Origin of the sequence: Amycolatopsis ponsaeliensis (assembly GCF_030182635.1) — a bacterium.
GTDB lineage: Bacteria > Actinomycetota > Actinomycetes > Mycobacteriales > Pseudonocardiaceae > Amycolatopsis > Amycolatopsis ponsaeliensis.
In genome coordinates, this window is the sequence record NZ_JAPZLD010000008.1 from 1 (window position 1) to 19,749 (window position 19,749).

The 19,749-nt window shown below is 70.9% G+C and carries 21 protein-coding genes; 12 read left to right on the top strand and 9 right to left on the bottom strand.

What is annotated here, in order from left to right:
• On the bottom strand, positions 1-311 hold a 311-nt coding region (locus tag QQ657_RS13695), incomplete at its 3' end, for an aspartate/glutamate racemase family protein (RefSeq protein WP_284742486.1).
• On the bottom strand, positions 308-1,729 hold the full coding sequence (locus QQ657_RS13700; RefSeq protein WP_284742487.1) for an NCS1 family nucleobase:cation symporter-1: 1,422 nt from the start codon (positions 1,727-1,729) through the stop codon (positions 308-310). The genes QQ657_RS13695 and QQ657_RS13700, both read right to left, overlap by 4 nt.
• 149 nt (positions 1,730-1,878) lie before the next feature.
• Here QQ657_RS13700 and QQ657_RS13705 point away from each other — a divergent pair, with 149 nt between their 5' ends.
• Entirely contained in the window at positions 1,879-2,562 is a 684-nt protein-coding gene (locus tag QQ657_RS13705) for a GntR family transcriptional regulator (RefSeq protein WP_284742488.1), read from the top strand.
• On the opposite strand, the gene QQ657_RS13710 is transcribed toward QQ657_RS13705, so the two are convergent.
• Positions 2,532-3,152 (bottom strand): DJ-1/PfpI family protein, encoded by a 621-nt coding sequence (locus tag QQ657_RS13710; RefSeq protein ID WP_284742489.1) that lies wholly within the window; start codon positions 3,150-3,152, stop codon positions 2,532-2,534. The genes QQ657_RS13705 and QQ657_RS13710 overlap by 31 nt on opposite strands.
• Before the next feature lie 62 nt (positions 3,153-3,214).
• Between QQ657_RS13710 and QQ657_RS13715 the strand changes: the two genes are divergently transcribed.
• The 4 genes from QQ657_RS13715 to QQ657_RS13730 all read left to right on the top strand — a co-directional run bounded on the left by QQ657_RS13715 (position 3,215) and on the right by QQ657_RS13730 (position 8,336).
• Entirely contained in the window at positions 3,215-4,543 is a 1,329-nt protein-coding gene (locus QQ657_RS13715) for an aminotransferase-like domain-containing protein (protein ID WP_284742490.1), read from the top strand.
• 216 nt (positions 4,544-4,759) lie between these two features.
• Positions 4,760-5,920, top strand: a complete 1,161-nt coding sequence (locus tag QQ657_RS13720; protein ID WP_284742491.1) for an acyltransferase — start codon at positions 4,760-4,762, stop codon at positions 5,918-5,920.
• Between the two features lie 89 nt (positions 5,921-6,009).
• A complete protein-coding gene (gene pyrG / locus QQ657_RS13725; RefSeq protein ID WP_284742492.1) occupies positions 6,010-7,710 on the top strand; it encodes a CTP synthase in 1,701 nt (566 codons plus the stop codon).
• Positions 7,707-8,336 (top strand): NUDIX domain-containing protein, encoded by a 630-nt coding sequence (locus QQ657_RS13730; RefSeq protein ID WP_284742493.1) that lies wholly within the window; start codon positions 7,707-7,709, stop codon positions 8,334-8,336. Before pyrG ends, QQ657_RS13730 begins: the two co-directional genes overlap by 4 nt.
• Positions 8,337-8,357: 21 nt before the next feature.
• Here the strand turns inward: QQ657_RS13730 and QQ657_RS13735 are convergent, their stop codons facing one another.
• Complete coding sequence (locus QQ657_RS13735) at positions 8,358-8,879, bottom strand: DUF1707 SHOCT-like domain-containing protein (protein WP_284742494.1); 522 nt, start codon at positions 8,877-8,879, stop codon at positions 8,358-8,360.
• 109 nt (positions 8,880-8,988) lie between these two features.
• Between QQ657_RS13735 and xerD the strand changes: the two genes are divergently transcribed.
• The 6 genes from xerD to QQ657_RS13765 all read left to right on the top strand — a co-directional run bounded on the left by xerD (position 8,989) and on the right by QQ657_RS13765 (position 14,382).
• Entirely contained in the window at positions 8,989-9,891 is a 903-nt protein-coding gene (xerD, locus tag QQ657_RS13740) for a site-specific tyrosine recombinase XerD (protein WP_284742749.1), read from the top strand.
• Positions 9,892-10,037: 146 nt separating this feature from the next.
• Positions 10,038-11,009: a ParA family protein gene (locus tag QQ657_RS13745; RefSeq protein WP_284742495.1), complete on the top strand. Its 972-nt coding sequence runs from the start codon at positions 10,038-10,040 to the stop codon at positions 11,007-11,009.
• Positions 11,006-11,410: a cobyrinic acid a,c-diamide synthase gene (locus tag QQ657_RS13750; RefSeq protein ID WP_284742496.1), complete on the top strand. Its 405-nt coding sequence runs from the start codon at positions 11,006-11,008 to the stop codon at positions 11,408-11,410. The genes QQ657_RS13745 and QQ657_RS13750 overlap by 4 nt, the downstream gene beginning before the upstream one ends.
• Positions 11,410-12,324 carry a segregation and condensation protein A gene (locus QQ657_RS13755; protein ID WP_284742497.1) on the top strand — a complete coding sequence of 305 codons (915 nt, stop codon included), beginning with the start codon at positions 11,410-11,412 and terminating at the stop codon, positions 12,322-12,324. Before QQ657_RS13750 ends, QQ657_RS13755 begins: the two co-directional genes overlap by 1 nt.
• A gap of 521 nt (positions 12,325-12,845) precedes the next feature.
• Positions 12,846-13,643: an SMC-Scp complex subunit ScpB gene (gene scpB / locus QQ657_RS13760; protein WP_284742750.1), complete on the top strand. Its 798-nt coding sequence runs from the start codon at positions 12,846-12,848 to the stop codon at positions 13,641-13,643.
• Complete coding sequence (locus tag QQ657_RS13765; protein ID WP_284742498.1) at positions 13,630-14,382, top strand: pseudouridine synthase; 753 nt, start codon at positions 13,630-13,632, stop codon at positions 14,380-14,382. The genes scpB and QQ657_RS13765 overlap by 14 nt, the downstream gene beginning before the upstream one ends.
• A 104-nt stretch (positions 14,383-14,486) precedes the next feature.
• On the opposite strand, the gene QQ657_RS13770 is transcribed toward QQ657_RS13765, so the two are convergent.
• On the bottom strand, positions 14,487-15,269 hold the full coding sequence (locus QQ657_RS13770; protein ID WP_350310676.1) for an SAM-dependent methyltransferase: 783 nt from the start codon (positions 15,267-15,269) through the stop codon (positions 14,487-14,489).
• A 114-nt stretch (positions 15,270-15,383) separates the two neighbouring features.
• Here QQ657_RS13770 and QQ657_RS13775 point away from each other — a divergent pair, with 114 nt between their 5' ends.
• A complete protein-coding gene (locus tag QQ657_RS13775) occupies positions 15,384-17,213 on the top strand; it encodes a Xaa-Pro dipeptidyl-peptidase (RefSeq protein ID WP_434056738.1) in 1,830 nt (609 codons plus the stop codon).
• Here the strand turns inward: QQ657_RS13775 and QQ657_RS13780 are convergent.
• The 4 genes from QQ657_RS13780 to QQ657_RS13795 are packed head-to-tail and all read right to left on the bottom strand — an operon-like array spanning position 17,210 to position 19,711.
• Entirely contained in the window at positions 17,210-17,572 is a 363-nt protein-coding gene (locus tag QQ657_RS13780; RefSeq protein WP_284742500.1) for a nuclear transport factor 2 family protein, read from the bottom strand. The two genes, QQ657_RS13775 and QQ657_RS13780, sit on opposite strands and share 4 nt — an antisense overlap.
• Before the next feature lie 49 nt (positions 17,573-17,621).
• Positions 17,622-18,815: a cation:proton antiporter gene (locus QQ657_RS13785; RefSeq protein WP_284742501.1), complete on the bottom strand. Its 1,194-nt coding sequence runs from the start codon at positions 18,813-18,815 to the stop codon at positions 17,622-17,624.
• Positions 18,816-18,823: 8 nt separating this feature from the next.
• Positions 18,824-19,306, bottom strand: coding sequence for a cation:proton antiporter regulatory subunit (locus QQ657_RS13790; RefSeq protein ID WP_284742502.1), 483 nt, complete (start codon positions 19,304-19,306; stop codon positions 18,824-18,826).
• A 36-nt stretch (positions 19,307-19,342) separates the two neighbouring features.
• Positions 19,343-19,711 carry a DUF4267 domain-containing protein gene (locus tag QQ657_RS13795; protein WP_284742503.1) on the bottom strand — a complete coding sequence of 123 codons (369 nt, stop codon included), beginning with the start codon at positions 19,709-19,711 and terminating at the stop codon, positions 19,343-19,345.
• Positions 19,712-19,749 lie beyond the last annotated feature (38 nt).

Below are 19,749 nucleotides of genomic sequence, written 5' to 3' on the forward strand. Positions count from 1 at the left end.
CGGGCGGGGGGCGGGCCGGGTGGGGGTCGGGCCCCGCCGGGCGCGCCCCCCCGCGCCGGCGGGCGGGCGGGGGGGGCCCCCCCCCCCCGCCCCCCCACGACGGCGTCGAACGGTTCGTCCAGGCCCCGCAACAGGTCCAGCACCGCCGCGGCGGACAGGAAGCTGTCCAGCCAGCCTTCCGCGGACTCCGGTCCCCAGCGAGGCGTCCTCGCCAGGATCTCGGTGCCGGGACTCGCGGCCGCGCGGGCCCCGGCTTCGATCTCCTTCGTCATCGCCTCGGTGGTGTTGCAGTTGGTGACGACGATCCTCATCGGTGCTTCCTCGAAACCACGAAGTACAGGGCCGCGGACGACGCCGTGCCGATGAACCACGAGTACGGCGCGGCCGGGGCGAAGAACGGCACCAGTGCGATCACCGCGGCCAGCGCGGCGGTCGGGAAGAAGGTCACCAGCGCGCGCGGGTTCACGCGGGGATAGATCCCGCCGTCGACGAACAGCTGCGCGACGTCGACCTTGCCGCGCCGGATCAGGTAGTAGTCGACGATCATGATCCCGAACAGCGGCCCGAGGAACGCGCCGAGCCCGCCGAGGAAGTAGTTGACGACCGTCGGCGACGAGTAGAGCTTCCAAGGCAGCACGCACAGCGCGGCCACGGCGCTGATCATCCCGCCGATGGTGAACGTGATCCGCTTCGGCCAGATGTTGGCCAGGTCGTAGGCGGGGGAGACGAAGTTGGCGACGATGTTGACGCCCATGGTGGCGATCGCGAAGGTCAGCGCGCCGATGATGAGCACCGGCGTGTTGTGCACCTTGGCCAGCAGCTCGGCCGGGTCGGTGATGGCCTCGCCGAACACCTGCATGCTGCCCGCGGTGACGACCACCGACAGCAGTGCGAACGCCGTCGAGTTGATCGGCAGGCCCCAGAAGTTGCCGCGCCGCACGGTCTTCTGGTCCGGGGCGTTGCGGGAGAAGTCGCAGAAGTTGAGCATCAGCGTGCCGTAGGTGGCCAGGATCAGCCCGGCCGCGCCGAACCACTGCCGGATCTGCTCGCCGGTGGACAGCTGTTTCGGGCTGCTGGTGAAGGAGATGTTCCAGTGGCCGGCGGCGAGGATCCACACCGCGAGGGCGATCATCACGACCCAGATCGCCGGGCCGCACCAGTCCTGGAACTTGCGGATCGACTCCATGCCGCGGGTCAGGATCAGCGCCTGGGCCGCCCAGAGAGCGATGAAGCAGATCCACCCGAGCGCGTGCAGGCCGAGGAAACCGTGTTCGGTCAACGGTTTCAGGCCCGGGTCGATGGTGAGCACGAGCAGCGTGATGGCCACGCTCGCGAGGTAGGTCTGGATGCCGTACCAGAAGATCGCGATGACCGCGCGGATCAGCGCGGGCAGGTTGGCGCCGAACGTGCCGAAGCTGATCCGCGCGACGACCGGGAACGGGACGCCGGTGCGCTGCCCGATCCGGCCCATCAGGTTCATGCCGACGTAGATGATCACGAAGCCGAACAGCAGGGCGGTGAACACCTGCCAGGCCGAGAGGCCGAGCACGAACAGCCCGGCGGCGAAGGTGTAGTTGCCGAGGTTGTGCACGTCGGACATCCACAGCGCGAAGATGTCATAGACCTTCCAGCGGCGGTCCTTGGCCGGGGCGAGGTCTTCGTTCCAGAGCCGGGGATCCGGCGGCGGGCTCGTCTCATGCTGGGATTCGGTGAGCGGGGCGGCGGTCATGCGGGCCTCCGATCGACGTGCGGCGACGGCGATTTGGGATACCAAAATTTGGCATCCCAAATATCACCCCGATGTCCGCCCCCGTCAACCCTCCGGTCGTTAAACTCGGGTTACAGAAGGTTGCGTAACCTTCTGTGGGAGGGGAGTCGGTGACGACGGCGAGCGAGCGGCAGCCCCTCGCGGCCACCCGGCAGCGGGTGCGCGACGAGCTGCGCGAACGGATCCTGACCGGCCGCCTGCGTCCGGGTGACCGGCTGGTCGAGCGCGAGCTCGCCGAAGACCTCGGCGTGTCCAGGGTGCCCGTGCGCGAGGCCATCCGCAGCCTCGAGGCCGAAGGCTTCCTCGTCGAGCAGTCGGCGCGCCGGATCGTCGTCCGGCAGCTCGCACGCGTCGACGTCGAGGAGCTGTTCGACGTCCGGGAGGCTCTCGAGGGGCTTGCCGCGGGGCGCGCCGCCGGACGGGCGGGGGCGCCGGAGCTGAAGCGGCTCGAGCGGATGCTCACCGACGCCGCCCGCGCGACGGCCCGCGGTGACGCGGCCCGGATCACCGTGCTCAACTCGCGCTTCCACGACGAGATCGTGGCCATCGCGGGCAACACGCTGCTCACCACGATGCTGCAGCCCCTGCAGGGCAGGCTCCGCTGGCTCACCAGCCAGAACGAGCACTGGGACGACCTGCTCGACGAGCACCGCCGGCTCTACGAGGCGATCGCGTCGGGGGACGCGGAGCGCGCGCACGCCGAAGCCGTCGAGCACGTGCGGGTCAACCGCGAGGTGACGCTGAAGTCCCTCTTCGGCGACGATCAGGCGGAGATCGCGGCCGGCTCGAGGTAGGGCGTCACGTTCCGCAGGGCCCGCTCGACGTACTCGTCCTTCTCGCCGACCGGCGCGACGTAGTGCATGGCGTGCTCCGCGGCTTCGAGGCCGTGGAGCCGGGCGAGGACCCACGTCGCGAGGTAGGCCGAGGCCAGGCAGCCACCGGCGGTGGCGAGCGTGCCGCGGGCGAAGAACGGCTGGTTCAGCACCTCGACGCCGGCCGCGAGGACCCACGGCTTCGTCGTCAGGTCGGTGCACGCGGGCACGTCGTCGAGCAGCCCCAGCTTGGCCAGTACGAGCGTGCCCGAGCACTGCGCGGCGAGCAACTGCCGGGCGGGGTCGAGCCGCGCGAGCGTGCTCATGATCGCCGGGTCTTCGACGACTTCGCGGGTCTTCGCGCCGCTGCCGACGATCACGGCGTCGGCCGTGCAGGCTTCTTCGAGCCCGGTCGTCGCGTCGATCGTGACGCCGTTCATCGACGTCACCCGCGGCGTGGGGCTCGCGATGGACACGCGCCAGCCGGGCTCCTTGACCCGGTTGAGGACGCCCAGGGCGATGAGCGAGTCGAGTTCGTTGTAGCCGTCGAAGGTCAGGATCGCGGTGTGCATGCCCGCACGCTAGGGCCGCCGATCCAGGACAGTCCACAAATTGTCCTGCCTACAATCGCGGCGTGCGGGTGCCGAAGTACAAGGTTGTCGTGGACGCGTTCGCGGCGAAGATCCGTGGCGGGCAGTGGCCGGCCGGGACGCGGCTGCCCACGCACCGCCGGCTGGCTGCCGACGAGGGCATCGCCGTCGTGACGGCGTCCCGCGTGTACGCCGAGCTCGAAGCCATGGGCCTGGTCAGCTGTGAGCAGGGGCGGGGCACGTTCGTCCGCGACCTCGCCGCGCCCGGCGTCGACGAACGAGCGGTGGCCGCCGACGCCGTCGACCTCAGCTTCAACTACCCGTCGGTGCCCGGCCAGGCCGACCTGCTGCGCCAGGCGCTGCGGGACCTCGCCGCGGCCGGCGACCTCGACGCGTTGCTGCGCTACCAGCCGCACCGCGGGCGCGCCGAGGACCGGGCCGCCGTCGCCCGCCACCTGCGCCGGCGCGGGCTCGACGTCGGCCGCGAACGCGTCCTGATCGTCGACGGCGCCCAGCACGGGCTGGCGGTGACGGCGATGGCGCTGCTGCGGCCCGGCGACGTCGTCGCGGTCGACGCTCTCACCTACCCGGGCTTCCGGGTGCTCGCGCGCACGCTCGGGCTCGACCTCGCGCCGCTGCCGGTGACCGCCGACGGCCCTGACCTCGACGCGTTCGACCGGCTGTGCCGCCGGCGCCGGGTCCGCGCGGTGTACGCGATGCCGACCCTGCACAACCCGCTCGGCTGGGTGCTCTCCGCCGGGCAGCGCGCGCGGCTCGTCGAGATCGCCCGGCGGCACGGCGTGACGATCATCGAGGACGCGTCGTACGCCTACCTCGCCGAGGACGCGCCACCGCCGCTGGCGGTGCTCGCGCCGGAAGCCACCGTCTACGTCTCCGGGCTGTCGAAGAGCGTCGCGACCGGGTTGCGCTTCGGGTTCGCCGTCGCGCCGCCGGAGCTCGTGCCGGCGCTCGAGAGCGCGATCCGGTCCACGACGTGGAACACGCCCGCCCTGACCGCGGCCATCGCGCGGCGGTGGCTCGACGACGGTACCGTCGGACGCTTGGAGGCCAGGAAGCGCGAAGACGCGCGAGGGCGCCAGGCACTCGCTTCGGAGGTGCTGGCCGGGCTTCCGTGGATCGGGCACCCGTCGTCGTACTTCCGGTGGCTGCCGCTCGCCCGCGATTCCCGGCCGGACCGCATCGTGGCGGCGCTCGCCCGGCGGCGGGTGGCGGTCGCCACGGCCGAGCCGTTCGCGACGACGCCGGCGGTGCCGCAGGCGCTCCGGCTGGCGCTGGGTTCGGTGGGACACGCCGAGCTCCGCGACGCGCTCGCGGCGGTCCGGCAGGAGGTCGACCAGGATGTTTCCCGCTGATCACGGCGAGATGACGAAGGTCACGCTCGGTACCGGAGAGCTTACGTATTAACATGATCGACGGGTCCCCGCTCCATGAGCGGGAGTGGCATATCCGACATCCCGCGGGACCTCTGCCAACAGGCGCTTCCCAGTGCCTTCATGGGAAATTCACAGAATGGGTGGCAAGTCTGACAACGTGAACCACGCCGACGACGGTGCCGGAACGGCGGCACGATGACGACTGCCCAGGCCACTCTCGAAGCTCCCTCCCGGATCGCGAGACCGGGTGGGAAAGCGCCGTACCTGCACCAGATCGACCTGTTCCGGCTGGTCACGTTCGCGTGCGTGATCCTCATCCACGTGGTCGGCGCGACGAACTTCGCGCAGGACGTCGGCGCCAACGCCGTCGAGACGCCGCTGCACTTCACGCGGGAGGCGTTCTTCGCGCTGACCGGGTTCGTGCTGGTGTTCCAGAACCGCGGCCGCGAGATCACCCCCGGCGACTTCTGGCGCCGCCGCCTGCCCCTGGTCGCGACGCCGTACCTGGCCTGGTCGATGTTCTTCTGGGCGTTCTCGCTGGTCACCGGCACGCAGCAGCCAGGCTCGCTCGAAGCGTCGATGCGCCTGCTGCTCAAGGACCTCGTCACCGGCGGTGCCTGGTACCACCTGTACTTCCTGCTCGTGACGATGCAGGTGTACCTGCTGTTCCCGGTGCTGATGAAGCTGCTGCGGGCGACCGAGGGCAAGCACAGGTGGCTGCTGCTGGGCAGCGGGGTGCTGCAGGTCGGCGTCACGCTGTTCATGACGTACCAGCCGTTCGGCGTCGGCTACGAGACGATCACCCACCTGTACGCCACGGTGCTGCCGTACCAGTTCTACACACTGTTCGGCGCCGTGGTGGCCATGCACTTCGAGGCGGTGCACGCCTGGGTCGGCCGGCACCGGCTGCTGCTCGGCGGCGCTCTCGTGGCGGTGCTGGCCGGCACCGAGTGGTACTACCTCCGGACCGTCCACAGTGGAACGTTCCCGCAGGTGGCCAGCGACCCGTTCCAGCCGTACCTGATCCCGTGGTTCCTCACGGTCATCGCGGCGATCTACGCGTTCAGCACCTGGTGGTCGGGCCGTCGCCGAGAGGGCGGCCGCGGGGCCCGGCTGGTCTCGTGGGCGGCGAACCGGTCGTTCAGCATCTTCCTGGTCCACCCGCTCGCGCTGGCGTTCCTCGGCCCGGTGATCCCGCACGTGGCCGAGCGCTTCGGCGCGCCCTGGCTCAGCGTGATCATCTACGTCGGCACGATCGCGCTGACGATCGTGATCGTCGAGGTGCTGCGGCGCCTGCCGGGCAGCCAGGCGCTCACCGGCCGTCCCCGGCTCCGGCTGGCGAAGGCCGCCGCCTGAGTCACCCTGCCGGGTGGTCAAGGGCACAAAAGACAGTTCCGGCATGTCCCGGCGCGCGGTTCCGCGGTCTTCGGATATGCTGGCGGCCCGTGGGACTTCAGTCGCGGGCTACCAAGTACGTATTTGTCACCGGAGGCGTCGCCTCCTCTCTGGGTAAGGGACTCACGGCTTCCAGCCTGGGACAACTCCTTACCGCGCGCGGGCTTCGCGTCACGATGCAGAAGCTCGATCCGTACCTCAACGTCGACCCCGGGACGATGAACCCGTTCCAGCACGGTGAGGTGTTCGTCACCGACGACGGCGCCGAGACCGACCTCGACATCGGGCACTACGAGCGCTTCCTCGACCGCGACCTCGACGGCAAGGCCAACGTCACGACCGGCCAGGTCTACTCCGAGGTGATCGCCAAGGAGCGCCGCGGCGAGTACCTGGGCGACACCGTCCAGGTCATTCCGCACATCACCGACGAGATCAAGTCCCGGATCACCGCCGCCGCCGAACCCGACGAGGCCGGCCAGGCGCCGGACGTCATCATCACCGAGGTCGGCGGCACGGTCGGCGACATCGAGTCCCTGCCGTTCCTGGAGGCCTGCCGCCAGGTCCGCCACGACGTCGGCCGCGACCACTGCTTCTTCCTGCACGTCTCGCTGGTGCCGTACCTGGCGCCCTCGGGCGAGCTGAAGACGAAGCCGACCCAGCACTCGGTCGCCGCGCTGCGCAACATCGGCATCCAGCCCGACGCGCTGGTCTGCCGGGCCGACCGGGAGATCCCCGAGGATCTCAAGCGCAAGATCGGCCTGATGTGCGACGTCGACACCGAGGCCGTCATCGCCTGCCCGGACGCGCGGTCCATCTACGACATCCCGAAGGTGCTGCACGGCGAGGCGCTCGACGCCTACGTCGTCCGCCGCCTCGGGCTGCCGTTCCGCGACGTCGACTGGACGGTGTGGGGCGACCTGCTCGACCGGGTGCACAACCCGAGCGAGATCGTGCGGATCGCGGTCGTCGGCAAGTACATCGACCTGCCGGACGCCTACCTGTCGGTCACCGAGGCCCTGCGTGCGGGCGGGTTCGCCCACCGCGCCAAGGTCGAGATCGTCTGGGTCGCCTCCGACGACGCGCAGACCGCGTCCGGTGCGGCGTCCGTGCTGTCCGATGTGGACGGTGTGCTGATCCCGGGCGGGTTCGGCATCCGCGGCATCGAGGGCAAGGTCGGCGCGATCGAGTACGCCCGCACCCGTGGCGTGCCGCTGCTCGGCCTGTGCCTCGGCCTGCAGTGCATGGTCATCGAGGGCGCCCGGCACCTGGCCGGCATCGCCGACGCCGGGTCGTCGGAGTTCGACGAGAACACCAAGCACCCGGTGATCTCGACGATGGCCGACCAGCGCGACGTCGTCGCGGGGGAGCGGGACATGGGCGGCACCATGCGCCTGGGCGCCTACCCGGCGAAGCTCAAGCCGGGTTCGCAGGTCGCCAAGGCGTACGGCACCACCGAGGTGTCCGAACGGCACCGGCACCGCTACGAGGTGAACAACGCCTACCGCAAGCAGCTCTCGGACGCGGGCCTGGTGTTCTCCGGCACGTCGCCGGACGACCGCCTGGTCGAGTTCGTCGAGCTGCCCGCCGACAAGCACCCGTTCTTCGTCGGCACCCAGGCGCACCCGGAGCTCAAGAGCCGCCCGACCCGGCCGCACCCGCTGTTCAGCGCGTTCGTCAAGGCCGTCGTGGACCGCAAGGTCGCCGAGCGGCTGCCGGTCGAGCTGCCCGAGGCCCCCGTGGCGGCCCGGTGACGGCGCCGGGCGAGCACGAGTTCAGCGTCGCGGCCAGCCGGGACGTCCACATCGGACGCGTCGTCGGGCTGCGGATCGACGACGTCGTGATGCCGGGCGGGGAGACCGCGGTCCGCGAGGTGATCGAGCACCTCGGCGCGGTCGCGATCGTCGCGCTGGACGACCAGCGGCAGGTCACGCTCATCCACCAGTACCGGCACCCGATCGGGCACCGGCTGTGGGAGCTGCCGGCGGGCCTGATCGACCACCTCGGCGAGGACCCGGTCGGCGCGGCCAAGCGGGAGCTGATCGAAGAGGCCGGCCTGGCCGCCGCGGACTGGGTGACGCTGGTCGACGTCGCGGCGTCGCCCGGCTTCACCGACGAGGTCGTGCGGGTCTTCCTGGCCCGCGGACTGTCCGATGTGGACCGTGACGTGCTCGGCGAGGAGGAGGCCGACCTCGTCATCCGCAAGTTCCCGCTCGCCGAGGCCGTGCGGATGGCCCTGGCGGGCGAGCTGGTGAACGGCGCCACGGTGTCCGGGGTGCTGGCCGCGCACGCGGTCGTCACCGGCGGCGCTCCGGCGCGTCCGGCGGACGCGCCGTGGGAGGACCGCCCGACGGCGTTCGCCAAGCGCAAGGAAGCCTGAGCCCGCTCGCTGCGTCCCGCGTCAGGGGCGCAGCGGGCGGCCTTGCGCGTCCAGGCCGCCGTTGTTCAGCAGCATGATGCCGTCGACGATCGGCCAGATCACGCCGACGCCGGTCATCAGCACGACGAGGAGCTGGAGCAGGCCCAGCCCGACCTGGCCGGTGTAGAACCGGCCGACGCCGAACGGCAGCACGATCTGCAGCACCCCGGCCACGGTCTTGGACCGGTAGGAGTAGGGGACCGGCATCGACGGCGCGTACGGCATCGGGGCCGGCGGCGCGTACGGGTCGGCCGTGGGCCCGTACATCGGCAGCTGCATCGTCGGCTGCGCGTACGCCGGCGGCGGCCCGAAGAACCCCGGGTGCGGCTGCGGCAGGTCGCGGAACAGCGGCCTCAGGTCGCCCAGGGTCGTCGCCGCGTAGGCGTCGGTCACCCGCGTCTCGTACTCGTCCGGCGTGATGCGGCCCATGCCGAAGTGGTCCGCGAGCAGTCTCGCCGCCTCTTCCCGCTCGGCCGTGCCGATGCGGAGCTCGTCCGACTCCATGAAATCCAAGGTAACCGCGGGAACCTGAGAACGGGGTTTCTCCCGGGTCACGGTGCCCGCACGGCCTAAGGTGACCGGCGTGGCCTCCAGCCCGCACCGCACGGCCGACGTGATCGCCGCGTACCTCGACCACCTGGTCGTCGAACGCGGGACCGCGCGCAACACCCTCGACAGCTACGCCCGTGACCTGCGCCGGTACGTCGCGCACCTGGACGGCGGGGGCGTCGCCAAGATCGTCGACGTCACCTCCGCGCACGTGACGTCCTTCGGCGCCGCGCTCCGGGAAGGCGACGACGAGCACCAGCCGCTGGCCGCGTCGTCGGCCGCGCGGGCGCTGGTCGCCGTGCGGGGGCTGCACAAGTTCGCCCACGCCGAAGGCCTCACCGAGCACAACCCGGCCCGCGAGGTCCGGCCGCCGACGCCGGCGAAGCGGCTGCCGAAAGCGCTGCCCGTCGACGACGTCCTGCGGTTGCTCGAGACCCCGCCGCCGGACGGCGAACGCCCGCTGCGCGACCGGGCCCTGCTGGAAGTGCTCTACTCCACCGGCGCCCGGATCTCCGAGGCGGTCGGCCTGGACATCGACGACGTCGACGACGTCGAACGCACCGTCCTGCTCGACGGCAAGGGCGGCAAGCAGCGCCTCGTCCCGATCGGCCGCCCCGCGCTCGCCGCGCTGCACGCCTACACCGTCCGCGCGCGACCGGCGCTCGCCGCCCACGGCCGTGGCACGGCGGCGCTGTTCCTCAACGCCCGCGGCAGCCGGCTTTCGCGCCAGAGCGCGTGGCAGGTCCTCAAGGACACCGCCGGCCGGGCGGGGATCACTGCCGTGGTCTCGCCGCACACCCTCCGCCACTCCTTCGCCACGCATCTGTTAGAGGGCGGCGCGGACGTCCGGGTCGTGCAGGAACTGCTCGGCCACGCCTCGGTGACGACGACGCAGGTGTACACGCTGGTCACGGTCAACACCCTGCGCGAGGTGTATGCGACGGCGCACCCGCGGGCACTGGGCTAGACGGCCGAATCGCGGGCTCACAGCCTTCCTACGCTGGACCGACGGTCGAGTGACATTGCCCCCTCGAGTCCGGCGCGTTGCTTTGCCGGGGCTCCGACTCCGCGCATAGGCTGCGGCGGACGCGACGAACAAGGAGCTTTCCCGCCATGTCGACACCGAACCAGCCGGCCCACCCGGCCGAGTCCGCCGGGTCGGCGGCGGCGAACCTCAACGACGTCAAGATCGCGACCCCGGCGGTCCACGACGGCGACGAACCGCAGGAGCGCAACGGCAAGAAGGTCAAGCTCGAGGGCATCGGGCCGACCGGCCGCCCGATCCGCGAGCACCCCGAACCGGCGCCGCTGGACCACCACGGCCCCGCCAAGATCATGGCGATGTGCAACCAGAAGGGCGGCGTCGGCAAGACGACGTCGACCATCAACCTGGGTGCCGCCCTCGCCGAGTGCGGGCGCAAGGTGCTGCTCGTCGACTTCGACCCGCAGGGCGCGCTCGCGGTCGGGCTCGGCATCCAGCCGCACGAACTGGACCAGACGGTCTACAACGCCATCATGGAGCGGTCGGTCAGCGCCACCGATGTGCTGATGAAAACCCGCGTCGACGGCGTTGACCTGCTGCCGAGCAACATCGACCTGTCCGCGGCGGAGGTCCAGCTCGTCGCTGAGGTAGGGCGCGAACACACGTTGTTACGGGTCCTTCGTCCGGTCATGAACGACTACGACTATGTTCTTGTCGACTGCCAGCCCTCACTCGGCTTGCTCACGGTGAACGCGCTGACTGCCGCGGACGGCGTGATCATCCCGCTCGAGTGCGAGTTCTTCAGTCTCCGAGGTGTAGCGCTCCTGATCGACACGATCGAGAAGGTGCAGGAACGCCTCAACCCCAAACTGGACATAGTCGGGATTCTCGCCACCATGTACGACCCGAGAACCCTGCACTCGAAGGAGGTCATGGCTCGCGTGGTGGAGGCATTCGGCGAGACCGTGTTCGACACGGTCATCAACCGCACCGTGCGGTTCCCCGAGACGACGGTCGCGGGTGAGCCGATCACGACCTGGGCGCCCAAGTCGGCCGGCGCAGCGGCGTACCGCCAGCTTGCTCGCGAGGTGATCGCTCGGTGAGCAGGCGCGCCTCCCTGCCCGGAGCGTCGGAGCTCTTCCGTCTCACCTCCAGCCCCGCCGTCGATCTCCCGCCCCAGGCGGTGCCCGAGCCCGTCGAGAAGGCCAAGCCCGCAGGGGACGGCCGTACCGAACAGCTCGCTCGCAGCGCGGCCCCGCACGGGTCCGGCCGGACCAAGCACGACGCGAAGATCACCGTGTACGTCTCCGGCGACGAGCTCGTCGCCATGGAGCAGGCCCGGCTGACGCTGCGCGCGAAGCACGACCTGGTCGTCGACCGTGGCCGGCTGGTCCGCGAGGCGGTCGCGGTGCTGCTGGCCGACTTCGACCAGAACGGCGACGAGTCGGTGCTGGTGCAGCGGCTGCGGGTGGTCGGCTCAGACGGCGGCGAAACCGAGGGCTGATGGACGAGCCGGCCCCGGTCCCGGCATCGGCTCCGGAGGAACAGGTTCCCGAAGAGCACCAGACGGTGCACGGCGGGATGATCCCCGAAGGCGTCAACACCGAAGACCTGAGCACGTCGAAGTTCAAGGTCCGGCTGGCCAACTTCGAGGGTCCGTTCGACCTGCTGCTGCAGCTGATTTCGCAGCACCAGCTCGACGTCACCGAGGTGGCGCTGCACCGGGTCACCGACGACTTCATCGCGTACACACGCGCGCTGGGCACCGAGTGGAACCTCGACGAGACGACCGAGTTCCTGGTCATCGCGGCGACGCTCTTGGATTTGAAAGCGGCGCGGCTGCTGCCGTCGGCCGAGGTGGAGAACGAGGACGACCTCGCGCTGCTCGAAGCCCGTGACCTGCTGTTCGCGCGGATCCTGCAGTACCGCGCGTACAAGCAGGTGGCGGCGCTGTTCGGCGAGCTGGAGCAGGGCGCGCTGCGGCGCTACCCGCGGTCGGTGGCGCTGGAGGACCGGTTCGTCGGGCTGCTGCCCGAGGTGATGCTGGGCGTGACGCCGGCGAAGTTCGCCGAGATCGCGGTGGCGGTGTTCCGGCCGAAGCCGCCGCCGACGGTGTCGATCGCCCACATCCACATGGGCCGCATCTCGGTACGCGAGCACGCGGCGATCCTGCGGGTGAAGCTGGCCGAGCGCGGCCAGGCGACGTTCAGCGAGCTGGTGGACGACTGCGAGCACACGGTCGAGATCGTGGCCCGGTTCTTGGCGCTGCTGGAGCTCTACCGCGAGGCGACGGTCCAGTTCGAGCAGACGGAGGCCCTGGCGGAGCTGCACGTCCGCTGGACGGGCGGGTCGATGGCCGATGCCTCCGCAGCGGCCGAGCTGGACCGGACCGCCGGAGACGAAGAGGAGTACGGGTGAGCCCCGAAGAGAACGAGCGGCCGGCCCCGGGCGAGCGAACCGAGCCGGTCGAGGGCGCGGCGGAGCTGGCGTGGGACGAGGCTTTGTCCGGTGAGCCGGTGACTGAGGGTGGGTCGCCGGTGGAGCCGCTGGTCGGGGAGGCGGCTGAAGTTGCGGCTGCCGGAGAAGCTTCGGTCGAGGACGGTGCTGCGGAGGAAGAGTCCGCTGAGGTCGCGACCGCCGCCGAGGCTGAGGCTGCCGCCGAGCCCGAGCCCGAGCCCGATGCCGATGGCGCTGCCGCAGCTGAGCCCGCCGATGCTGCCGCTGTGCCCGAGCTGGAGGAAGCCACCCCCGAGCCTGAGCCCGGAGCCGAGGCCGCAGACGATGGCGCCGCCAAGCCGGCCGAAGCCGCCGCCGCGGAAGCAGTCTCCACCGAGGAACCCGCGGCCGAGCCCGATGCAGCTGAAGCTGCGCCCGCGGAGGCCGCGGCCGAGTCGGTTGCCGACGTGGATGAAGCTGCTGCAGTGGAGAGCCCTGCCGAGCTGGCCGAAGTCGATGGCGCTGCCGCAACTGAGCCCGAGCCTGATACCGCGGTAAGCCCGGCCGAGGCCGCCGCCGCTGTGCCCGAGCCGGAGGAAGCCACCCCCGAGGCCGCAGTCGAGGCGGAGGTCGATGGCGCCGCCGCGGCCGATCCCGAGTCCGAACCCGAAGCCGCCGCCGAGCCGGGTGACCTCGACCCCGCCGATCCCGAGTCCGACCTCGTCGCGGCCGGCGACACCGACTCCCTGCCCGACGTCACCTCCGACGAGATCCTCGAAGCCGCCCTCGAGGCTCTCCTCCTCGTCGTCGACTCGCCCGCCAGTGAGGAATCCCTCGCCGATACCGTCGGCCAACCGAAGGCGCGGATCGTCGTCGCCCTCCGGACCATGGCGCAGAAGTTCACCGATCGGGCCTCCGGGATCGACCTGCGCCGAGTCGGTGAAGGGTGGCGGTTCTACACTAGGGACGTCTATGCCCCGTTCGTGGAGAAGCTCCTGCTGGACGGCCAGCGGTCGAAGCTGACCCGGGCCGCGCTGGAGAGCCTCGCCGTGATCGCGTACCGGCAACCGGTGACCCGTTCCAGGGTCGCCGCGGTGCGCGGCGTGAACGTGGACGGCGTCATCCGGACGTTGCTCGCGCGTGGCCTCATCGGAGAGATGGGGACCGACCCCGAGACGACCGGGACGCTGTACGTGACGACTGAGCTGTTCCTGGAGCGACTGGGGCTGTCGTCACTGAACGACCTGCCGGCGATCGCTCCGTTGCTACCCGAAGTGGACACCATCGATGACTTCCAGTGAACACCCCGACGGCATCCGCCTGCAGAAGGTGCTGTCGCAAGCCGGGGTCGCCTCTCGGCGTGCGGCGGAGGACCTGATCGCCGCCGGCCGGGTCGAGGTGAACGGCGAGGTCGTCACCGAGCAGGGCCGCCGGGTCAACCCGGACGAAGCGATCATCCACGTCGACGGCACCCGCGTGAACCTGCGCGACGACCTGATCTACCTCGCCCTGAACAAGCCCAAGGGCGTGCACTCGACGATGTCGGACGACCGCGGCCGCCCGTGCGTCGGCGAGTACCTGATGGGCCGCTACGAGGAGACCCCCGGCGTCGTGCACGTCGGCCGGCTCGACGAGAACACCGAGGGCCTGCTGCTGCTGACCAACGACGGCGACCTCGGGCACCGGCTGATGCACCCGTCCTACCGGGTGCTCAAGACCTACCTCGCCGAGGTCGACGGCCTCGTGCCGCGCGGGCTCGGCAAGGAGCTGCGCAACGGCTGGGAGCTGCCGGACGGCATCATCAAGGTCGACCAGTTCCGGGTCAAGGACATGCACTCCGGCAAGTCGCTGGTGGAGCTGGTCATCCACGAGGGCAAGAAGCACATCGTGCGCCGCCTGCTCAAGGACACCGGGCACCCGGTGCTCAAGCTGGTCCGCACGGCGGTCGGCGACGTCCAGCTCGGCAACCAGCGCGTCGGCTCGATCCGGCGGCTGACCAAGGGCGAGGTCGGCGCGCTCTACCGCAACGTCGAGCTCTGACCAGGCTTTTCGGGGGTCCGGGTGGCGAAGCCCCCGGCCCGGGGCGAAGCCCCGGTTGTCACAGCCGCGGCTTTTCGGGGGTTCGGGTGGCGTAGCCCCGGTTGTCACAGCACGGCGGTGACGAACCCGCCGGCGGTCTGATCGTCCGACGCCGGGCGGCCGTACTCCCCGGCCAGCTCGGCGCGGGTGACCGTCGCCGGCTCCCAGCCGTGCTCGCGCAGCCACTCCGGTGCGCGGCCGCCCAGCCCGCCGAGCCACAGCCGCGTGACGTGCTCGCCGGCCGGGGTCGCCCGTGCCCGGGCCAGCAGCCCGTCCGGGGTGTCGGTGGGCCGGTGCTCGAACGACACCCGGCTGCCCGGCGCCGACAGCTCGCCGACCGTGGTGAGCAGCGCGTCGGCGTCTTCGTAGGACAGGTAGACGAGGAGCCCTTCGGCCAGCCACGCGGTCGGGACGCCGGGGTCGAACCCGGCGCCCCGCAGCCTGCTCGCCCAGTCTTCGCGCAGGTCCGCCGGGACGACGACCCGCTCGCACGACGGTTCCGCGCCCTGCCCGGTCAGCACCTGGTCCTTGAAGGCCAGTACCTCCGGCAGGTCCAGCTCGAACACCCGTGTCCCGGGCGGCCACGCCAGCCGGAACGCCCGCGCGTCGAGGCCCGCGGCGAGCAGTACCACCTGGGCGCACCCGGCGCCGAGCAGGTAGTCGTCGTAGAAGCGGGTGCGGATCGCGACCTGCGAAGCGAACAGCGCACCCAAGCCGTCCCGCGACCCGTCGCCGTTCGCCTCGGGCAGTACCGCGCGGCCGGCCTCGTAGAAGGCGGCCGCGTACGGGTCTTCGAACAGGCGGTCCGGGCGGCCGCTCGTAGGCGCGCAAAGCGGCGACGCCGACAGCCGTGCGGCTCACCGCGGGCAGGGACTCCGTCATGATCGTTCACCGTACCCCCGACTTTCCGCCGTGGCGGTGATCGGCGCCGGCTCGCTAGCGTGACGACCATGCGACTCGGAGTGGTGTGCGGGGTCCTCGCGGTGCTCCTGGCCGGCACGGTGGCCCCGGCCGCCGCGGCGCCCTCGGCGAGCGAACCGGTTTACGACTACGCGAAGGCGGTCCGCGAAACCGTCTGGGTCGACATCGGCCACGACGGCGACGGCGACGGCAAGCCCGACCGCGTCGCCGCCGACATCGTGCGGCCGAGCGAAGCGACCTCGCGCGTGCCGGTGATCATGGACGCCAGCCCGTACTACTCGTGCTGCGGGCGCGGCAACGAGAGTGAGCTCAAGTCGTACGACAGCGCCGGGAAACCGGTGAAGTTCCCGCTGTTCTACGACAACTACTTCGTGCCGCGCGGGTACGCCGTGGTGCTCGTCGACCTCGCCGGGACGAACCGCTCGGCCGGCTGCGCGGACGTCGGCGGCGCTTCGGACGTCGACTCGGCGCGCAAGGTCGTCGACTGGCTGAACGGGCGCGCCACCGGGTACAGCGCGAAGACCGGCGGCAGCGCGGTGAGCGCGGGCTGGAGCACCGGGAACGTCGGCATGATCGGGAAGTCCTACGACGGCACGATCGCCAACGGCGTCGCGGCGACCGGCGTCGCGGGCCTGAAGACGATCGTGCCGATCTCGGCGATCAGCTCCTGGTACGACTACTACCGGTCCGACGGCGCGACCTTCGGCTTCAACCCGGACGGGCTGGCGCAGACGGTCGAAGCGCGCAACAGCGGGCAGAACTGCTCGGCGCAGAACCAGGTCCTCAGGACGGGCGCGACCGCCAACGGCGACTACGGGCCGCTGTGGGCGGACCGGGATTACGTCACCCATGCGGGTAACGTGCGCGCCAGCGTGCTGCTTTCCCACGGTGTCAACGACCTGAACGTCAAGACGATCCACTTCGGACAGTGGTGGAGCGGGCTGAACGTCGAGAAGAAGATCTGGCTGGCGCAGACCGGGCACGTCGACCCGTTCGACTACCGGCGCGCCGGCTGGGTCGACCTGCTGCACCGCTGGTTCGACCACTACCTGCTGGGCATCGACAACGGCGTCCAGAACGGGCCGCAGGCCAGCGTCGAGCGGCAGCCGGACCAGTGGGTGGACCAGAGCGCGTACCCGGCGGCTGGTGCGGTGGCGACGACCCTGCGGCCGCACACTTCCGGCTCGCTGGGCACCGCGGCGACGTCGGGGACGGCGTCGTTCACGGACAACCCGAACGTCGGCGAGGACACCTGGGTGACCAATCCGGGCAGTGCGGCTCTGACGTACTCGACCGGGACGCTGGCGTCGGACCTGCAGGTGTCCGGGACGACTTCGCTCACAGTCAACGCGACGCCGAGCACGTCGTCGGCCCGGCTTTCGGCGCTGCTGGTGGACCTCGGACCGGCGACGATCCGCAACTTCGCCGGCAGCGGCGAGGGGATCAAGACGGGGACGACCGAGAACTGCTGGGGTTCTTCGGCGACGGGCGACGACGCTTGTTATCGCGTGGCGTCAGCGGACGTGAAGAAGGTGAACTACACGATCCTCAGCCGCGGCTGGGCGGACCTCGCGAACTACGCTTCCCTGTCCCAGGAACAGGTCCTGACTCCGGGCACGGCGTACACGATGACGTTCGACCTGGCGTCCACCGACCACGTGGTGCCGAAGGGGCACGCGCTGGCGTTGATCATCGGCGGCACGGACGGCAGTTTCATCCGCGGGCCGGCCCAGCCGGGACGGGTGACGCTGGACCTGGTGAAGACATCGGCGTCGGTCCCGCTGGCCGGAGTCATCCCGGCGGCAGCGACCCACCCGGCCGTGGGCGGCGGCGCGTTCGTGCCGTCCCAGGGCCGGGCTGACCTGCGCTAGTTCGCCGCGGGCGTGCCCTGGTGGTGGAAGATCTGCCACTGCCCGCCGTCCCCGCGCCGCCACAGCGACGTGCGGTGGGACCGCCGCCCTGCGCGCTCGGAGGTGTACTTCACCAGCACGACCCCGTCCGCGACGAGCCGGCCGCGCATGTTCCGCACCTCGATCGGTTCGCCTTCCGAAGCCATCTCCGCCCCCACGCGAAGAGCTGTGCCGTAGTCGAGTTCGCGACCGGAGGTCCCGAACTCGTGGAAGTCCGGAGCGAGCAACCGCGCGAACCGGGGAGCGTCGGCGCGGCAGTCGTTCGCCAGGGACTCCCGCTCCGCGGCGAGCGCCGCCGCGACCTGCTCTTCTTCGTCCATCGGCCGATGGTGACGGCCCGGCCCCGGCGGACGCGAGTGGTTATCCGCGCTAGTTCGCTTCCACAGCGGCGGTCTTCGTCGCCGACTTTCGTTGCAGGGCGCGGGCGATCGGCTCCACCACCCTCGCCGCCGTCGGGCCGAGGATGGCCATCAGCAACACGTACGCCGTTGCCAACGCCGCCAGCTCGCCGTCCACCGCGCCCGCCGTCACCGCCAAGCCCGCGATCACGATTGAGAACTCGCCCCGGGCCACCAGTGCCGCTCCGGCGCGGGCCCGGCCCATCTTCCCGATGCCCTGCCTACGGGCCGCCCACCAGCCGGTGCCGACCTTCGTCAACGTCGTCACCACCGCCAGCACGATCGCCCAGCCGAGTACCGGGGGGATCGACGCCGGGTTCGTGTTGAGGCCGAACACCACGAAGAACACCGCGGCGAACAGGTCCCGCAGCGGCTCCAGCAGGTGCGTCGCGTTCTCCGCCGTCGAGCCCGAGATCGCGATGCCGAGCAGGAACGCGCCGACCGCGGCCGACACCTGCATCGCCGACGCGACGCCCGCCACCAGCAGCGCCGCGCCGAGCACCTTGAGCAGGAACACCTCGCGGTCCGGGCTGTCGACGGCGGCCGAGACGTACCGGCCGAACTTCAGCGCGATCACCAGCACCACGGTGATCACCAGCAGCGAGATCCCGACGGCCTCCATGCCGCCGAGCAGGGACACCCCGCCCAGCACCGCCGTGAGGATCGGCAGGTAGAGCGCCATCACGAGGTCCTCGAACACGAGGATCGACAGCACCACCGGCGTCTCGCGGTTGCCGAGGCGGCCGAGGTCGCCGAGGACCTTCGCGACGATCCCGGACGACGAGATGTACGTGACGCCCGCCATCACCATCGCGCCGACCGGGCCCCAGCCCAGCAGCAGCGCGACCGCCGCGCCGGGGGCGGCGTTGAGGACGATGTCGAGCAGGCCCGCCGTCCACGAGCGGCGCAGCCCGGTGAACAGCTCGGCCGCGGAGTATTCGAGCCCCAGCAGCAGGAGCAGCAGCACGACGCCGATTTCGCTGGCCAGGTGCGTGAAGCCGCCGATGTCGGTCAGCGGGATCAGCCCGCCGGAGCCGAAGCACAGGCCGCCGAGCAGGTAGAGCGGGATGGGGGAGAGGCCGATCTTGCCGGCCAGGCGCCCGAGCGCGCCCAGCACGAAGAAGACCGCCCCCAGTTCGATCAGGGACAGCGCGGTGTGGTCCATCTGCCCGCTCAGCCGTACTTGAGGATCTTGGCGGCGGCTTCGAGGCCCTCGCTCGTGCCGACCGAGACCAGCAGATCGCCCCCGGTGAGGGTGAAGTCGGGCGTGGGCGAGGGGTGCACCTGCCCCGCCCGCGCCACCGCGACCACCGAGACGCCCGTGCGCGTGCGCATCGCCGTGTCTCCGAGCGTCCGGCCGTCGAACGGGCCGGACGGCTTGATCGGCAGCTGCCGCGTGCTGATCCCCGGCAGGTCCCGGTGCTCCTCGGTGAGCTGCGCGACCAGCTGCGGCGCGCCGAGCAGGTTGGCCAGCGTGCCCGCCTCGTCCGCGGTCAGCGGGATCGAGGCGGCGCAGGCGTCGGCGTCGTCCGCCTTGGACACGATGAGCTCGGTGTGGCCGTCCCGCTGGGTCACGACGCCGATGCGGCGGCCGGTACGGGTGCTGAAGTCCTTCCGGACCCCGATGCCGGGCAGGGGAGTTACTTCGACGTTCACCCAACCACCGTAACCCACGTGTCCGATTCGCGACGTTCAGCCGAGCAGCAGGAGCAGGCCCGCGACGACCATCACGAGGGCGGTCAGGCCGTGGACGCTGTACGCGATGGCCTTCTTCCCGCCGTGGCGCAGAACGATCAGCATGTCGAAGACGGGCCAGACGGCCGCGGTGAGGATGACCCAGCCCAGCGCGTGCGGGTCGCCGTAGATCATCAGGGCCAGCGGGATCAGGCCGGCCCCGATGTCACGGCCGCCCTTGACGTTGAGGAAGCTTTCGGCGTTTTCGGGGACCTCGGTGAAACCGAAGCCCGCGGCGATCTTGGCCGGCGCGAAGAGGTAGTTGAGGCCGACGTAGATGATGCCGAGCGAGACGATCGCGACGAGGATGTAGCCGGTGACGATCATGGTGTTCCCTCCAGTTTTCTAGCATCGCTAGGATTGCT

Excerpts from the sequence above, each read along its gene's own strand:
- QQ657_RS13710 (WP_284742489.1), bottom strand. The coding sequence starts at position 3,152 with ATGCACACCGCGATCCTGACCTTCGACGGCTACAACGAACTCGACTCG.
- QQ657_RS13780 (WP_284742500.1), bottom strand. The coding sequence starts at position 17,572 with ATGGACGAAGAAGAGCAGGTCGCGGCGGCGCTCGCCGCGGAGCGGGAG.
- QQ657_RS13765 (WP_284742498.1), top strand. The coding sequence starts at position 13,630 with ATGACTTCCAGTGAACACCCCGACGGCATCCGCCTGCAGAAGGTGCTG.
- QQ657_RS13755 (WP_284742497.1), top strand. The coding sequence starts at position 11,410 with ATGGACGAGCCGGCCCCGGTCCCGGCATCGGCTCCGGAGGAACAGGTT.
- QQ657_RS13795 (WP_284742503.1), bottom strand. The coding sequence starts at position 19,711 with ATGATCGTCACCGGCTACATCCTCGTCGCGATCGTCTCGCTCGGCATC.
- QQ657_RS13745 (WP_284742495.1), top strand. The coding sequence starts at position 10,038 with ATGTCGACACCGAACCAGCCGGCCCACCCGGCCGAGTCCGCCGGGTCG.
- QQ657_RS13700 (WP_284742487.1), bottom strand. The coding sequence starts at position 1,729 with ATGACCGCCGCCCCGCTCACCGAATCCCAGCATGAGACGAGCCCGCCG.
- QQ657_RS13720 (WP_284742491.1), top strand. The coding sequence starts at position 4,760 with ATGACGACTGCCCAGGCCACTCTCGAAGCTCCCTCCCGGATCGCGAGA.
- QQ657_RS13785 (WP_284742501.1), bottom strand. The coding sequence starts at position 18,815 with ATGGACCACACCGCGCTGTCCCTGATCGAACTGGGGGCGGTCTTCTTC.
- QQ657_RS13735 (WP_284742494.1), bottom strand. The coding sequence starts at position 8,879 with ATGGAGTCGGACGAGCTCCGCATCGGCACGGCCGAGCGGGAAGAGGCG.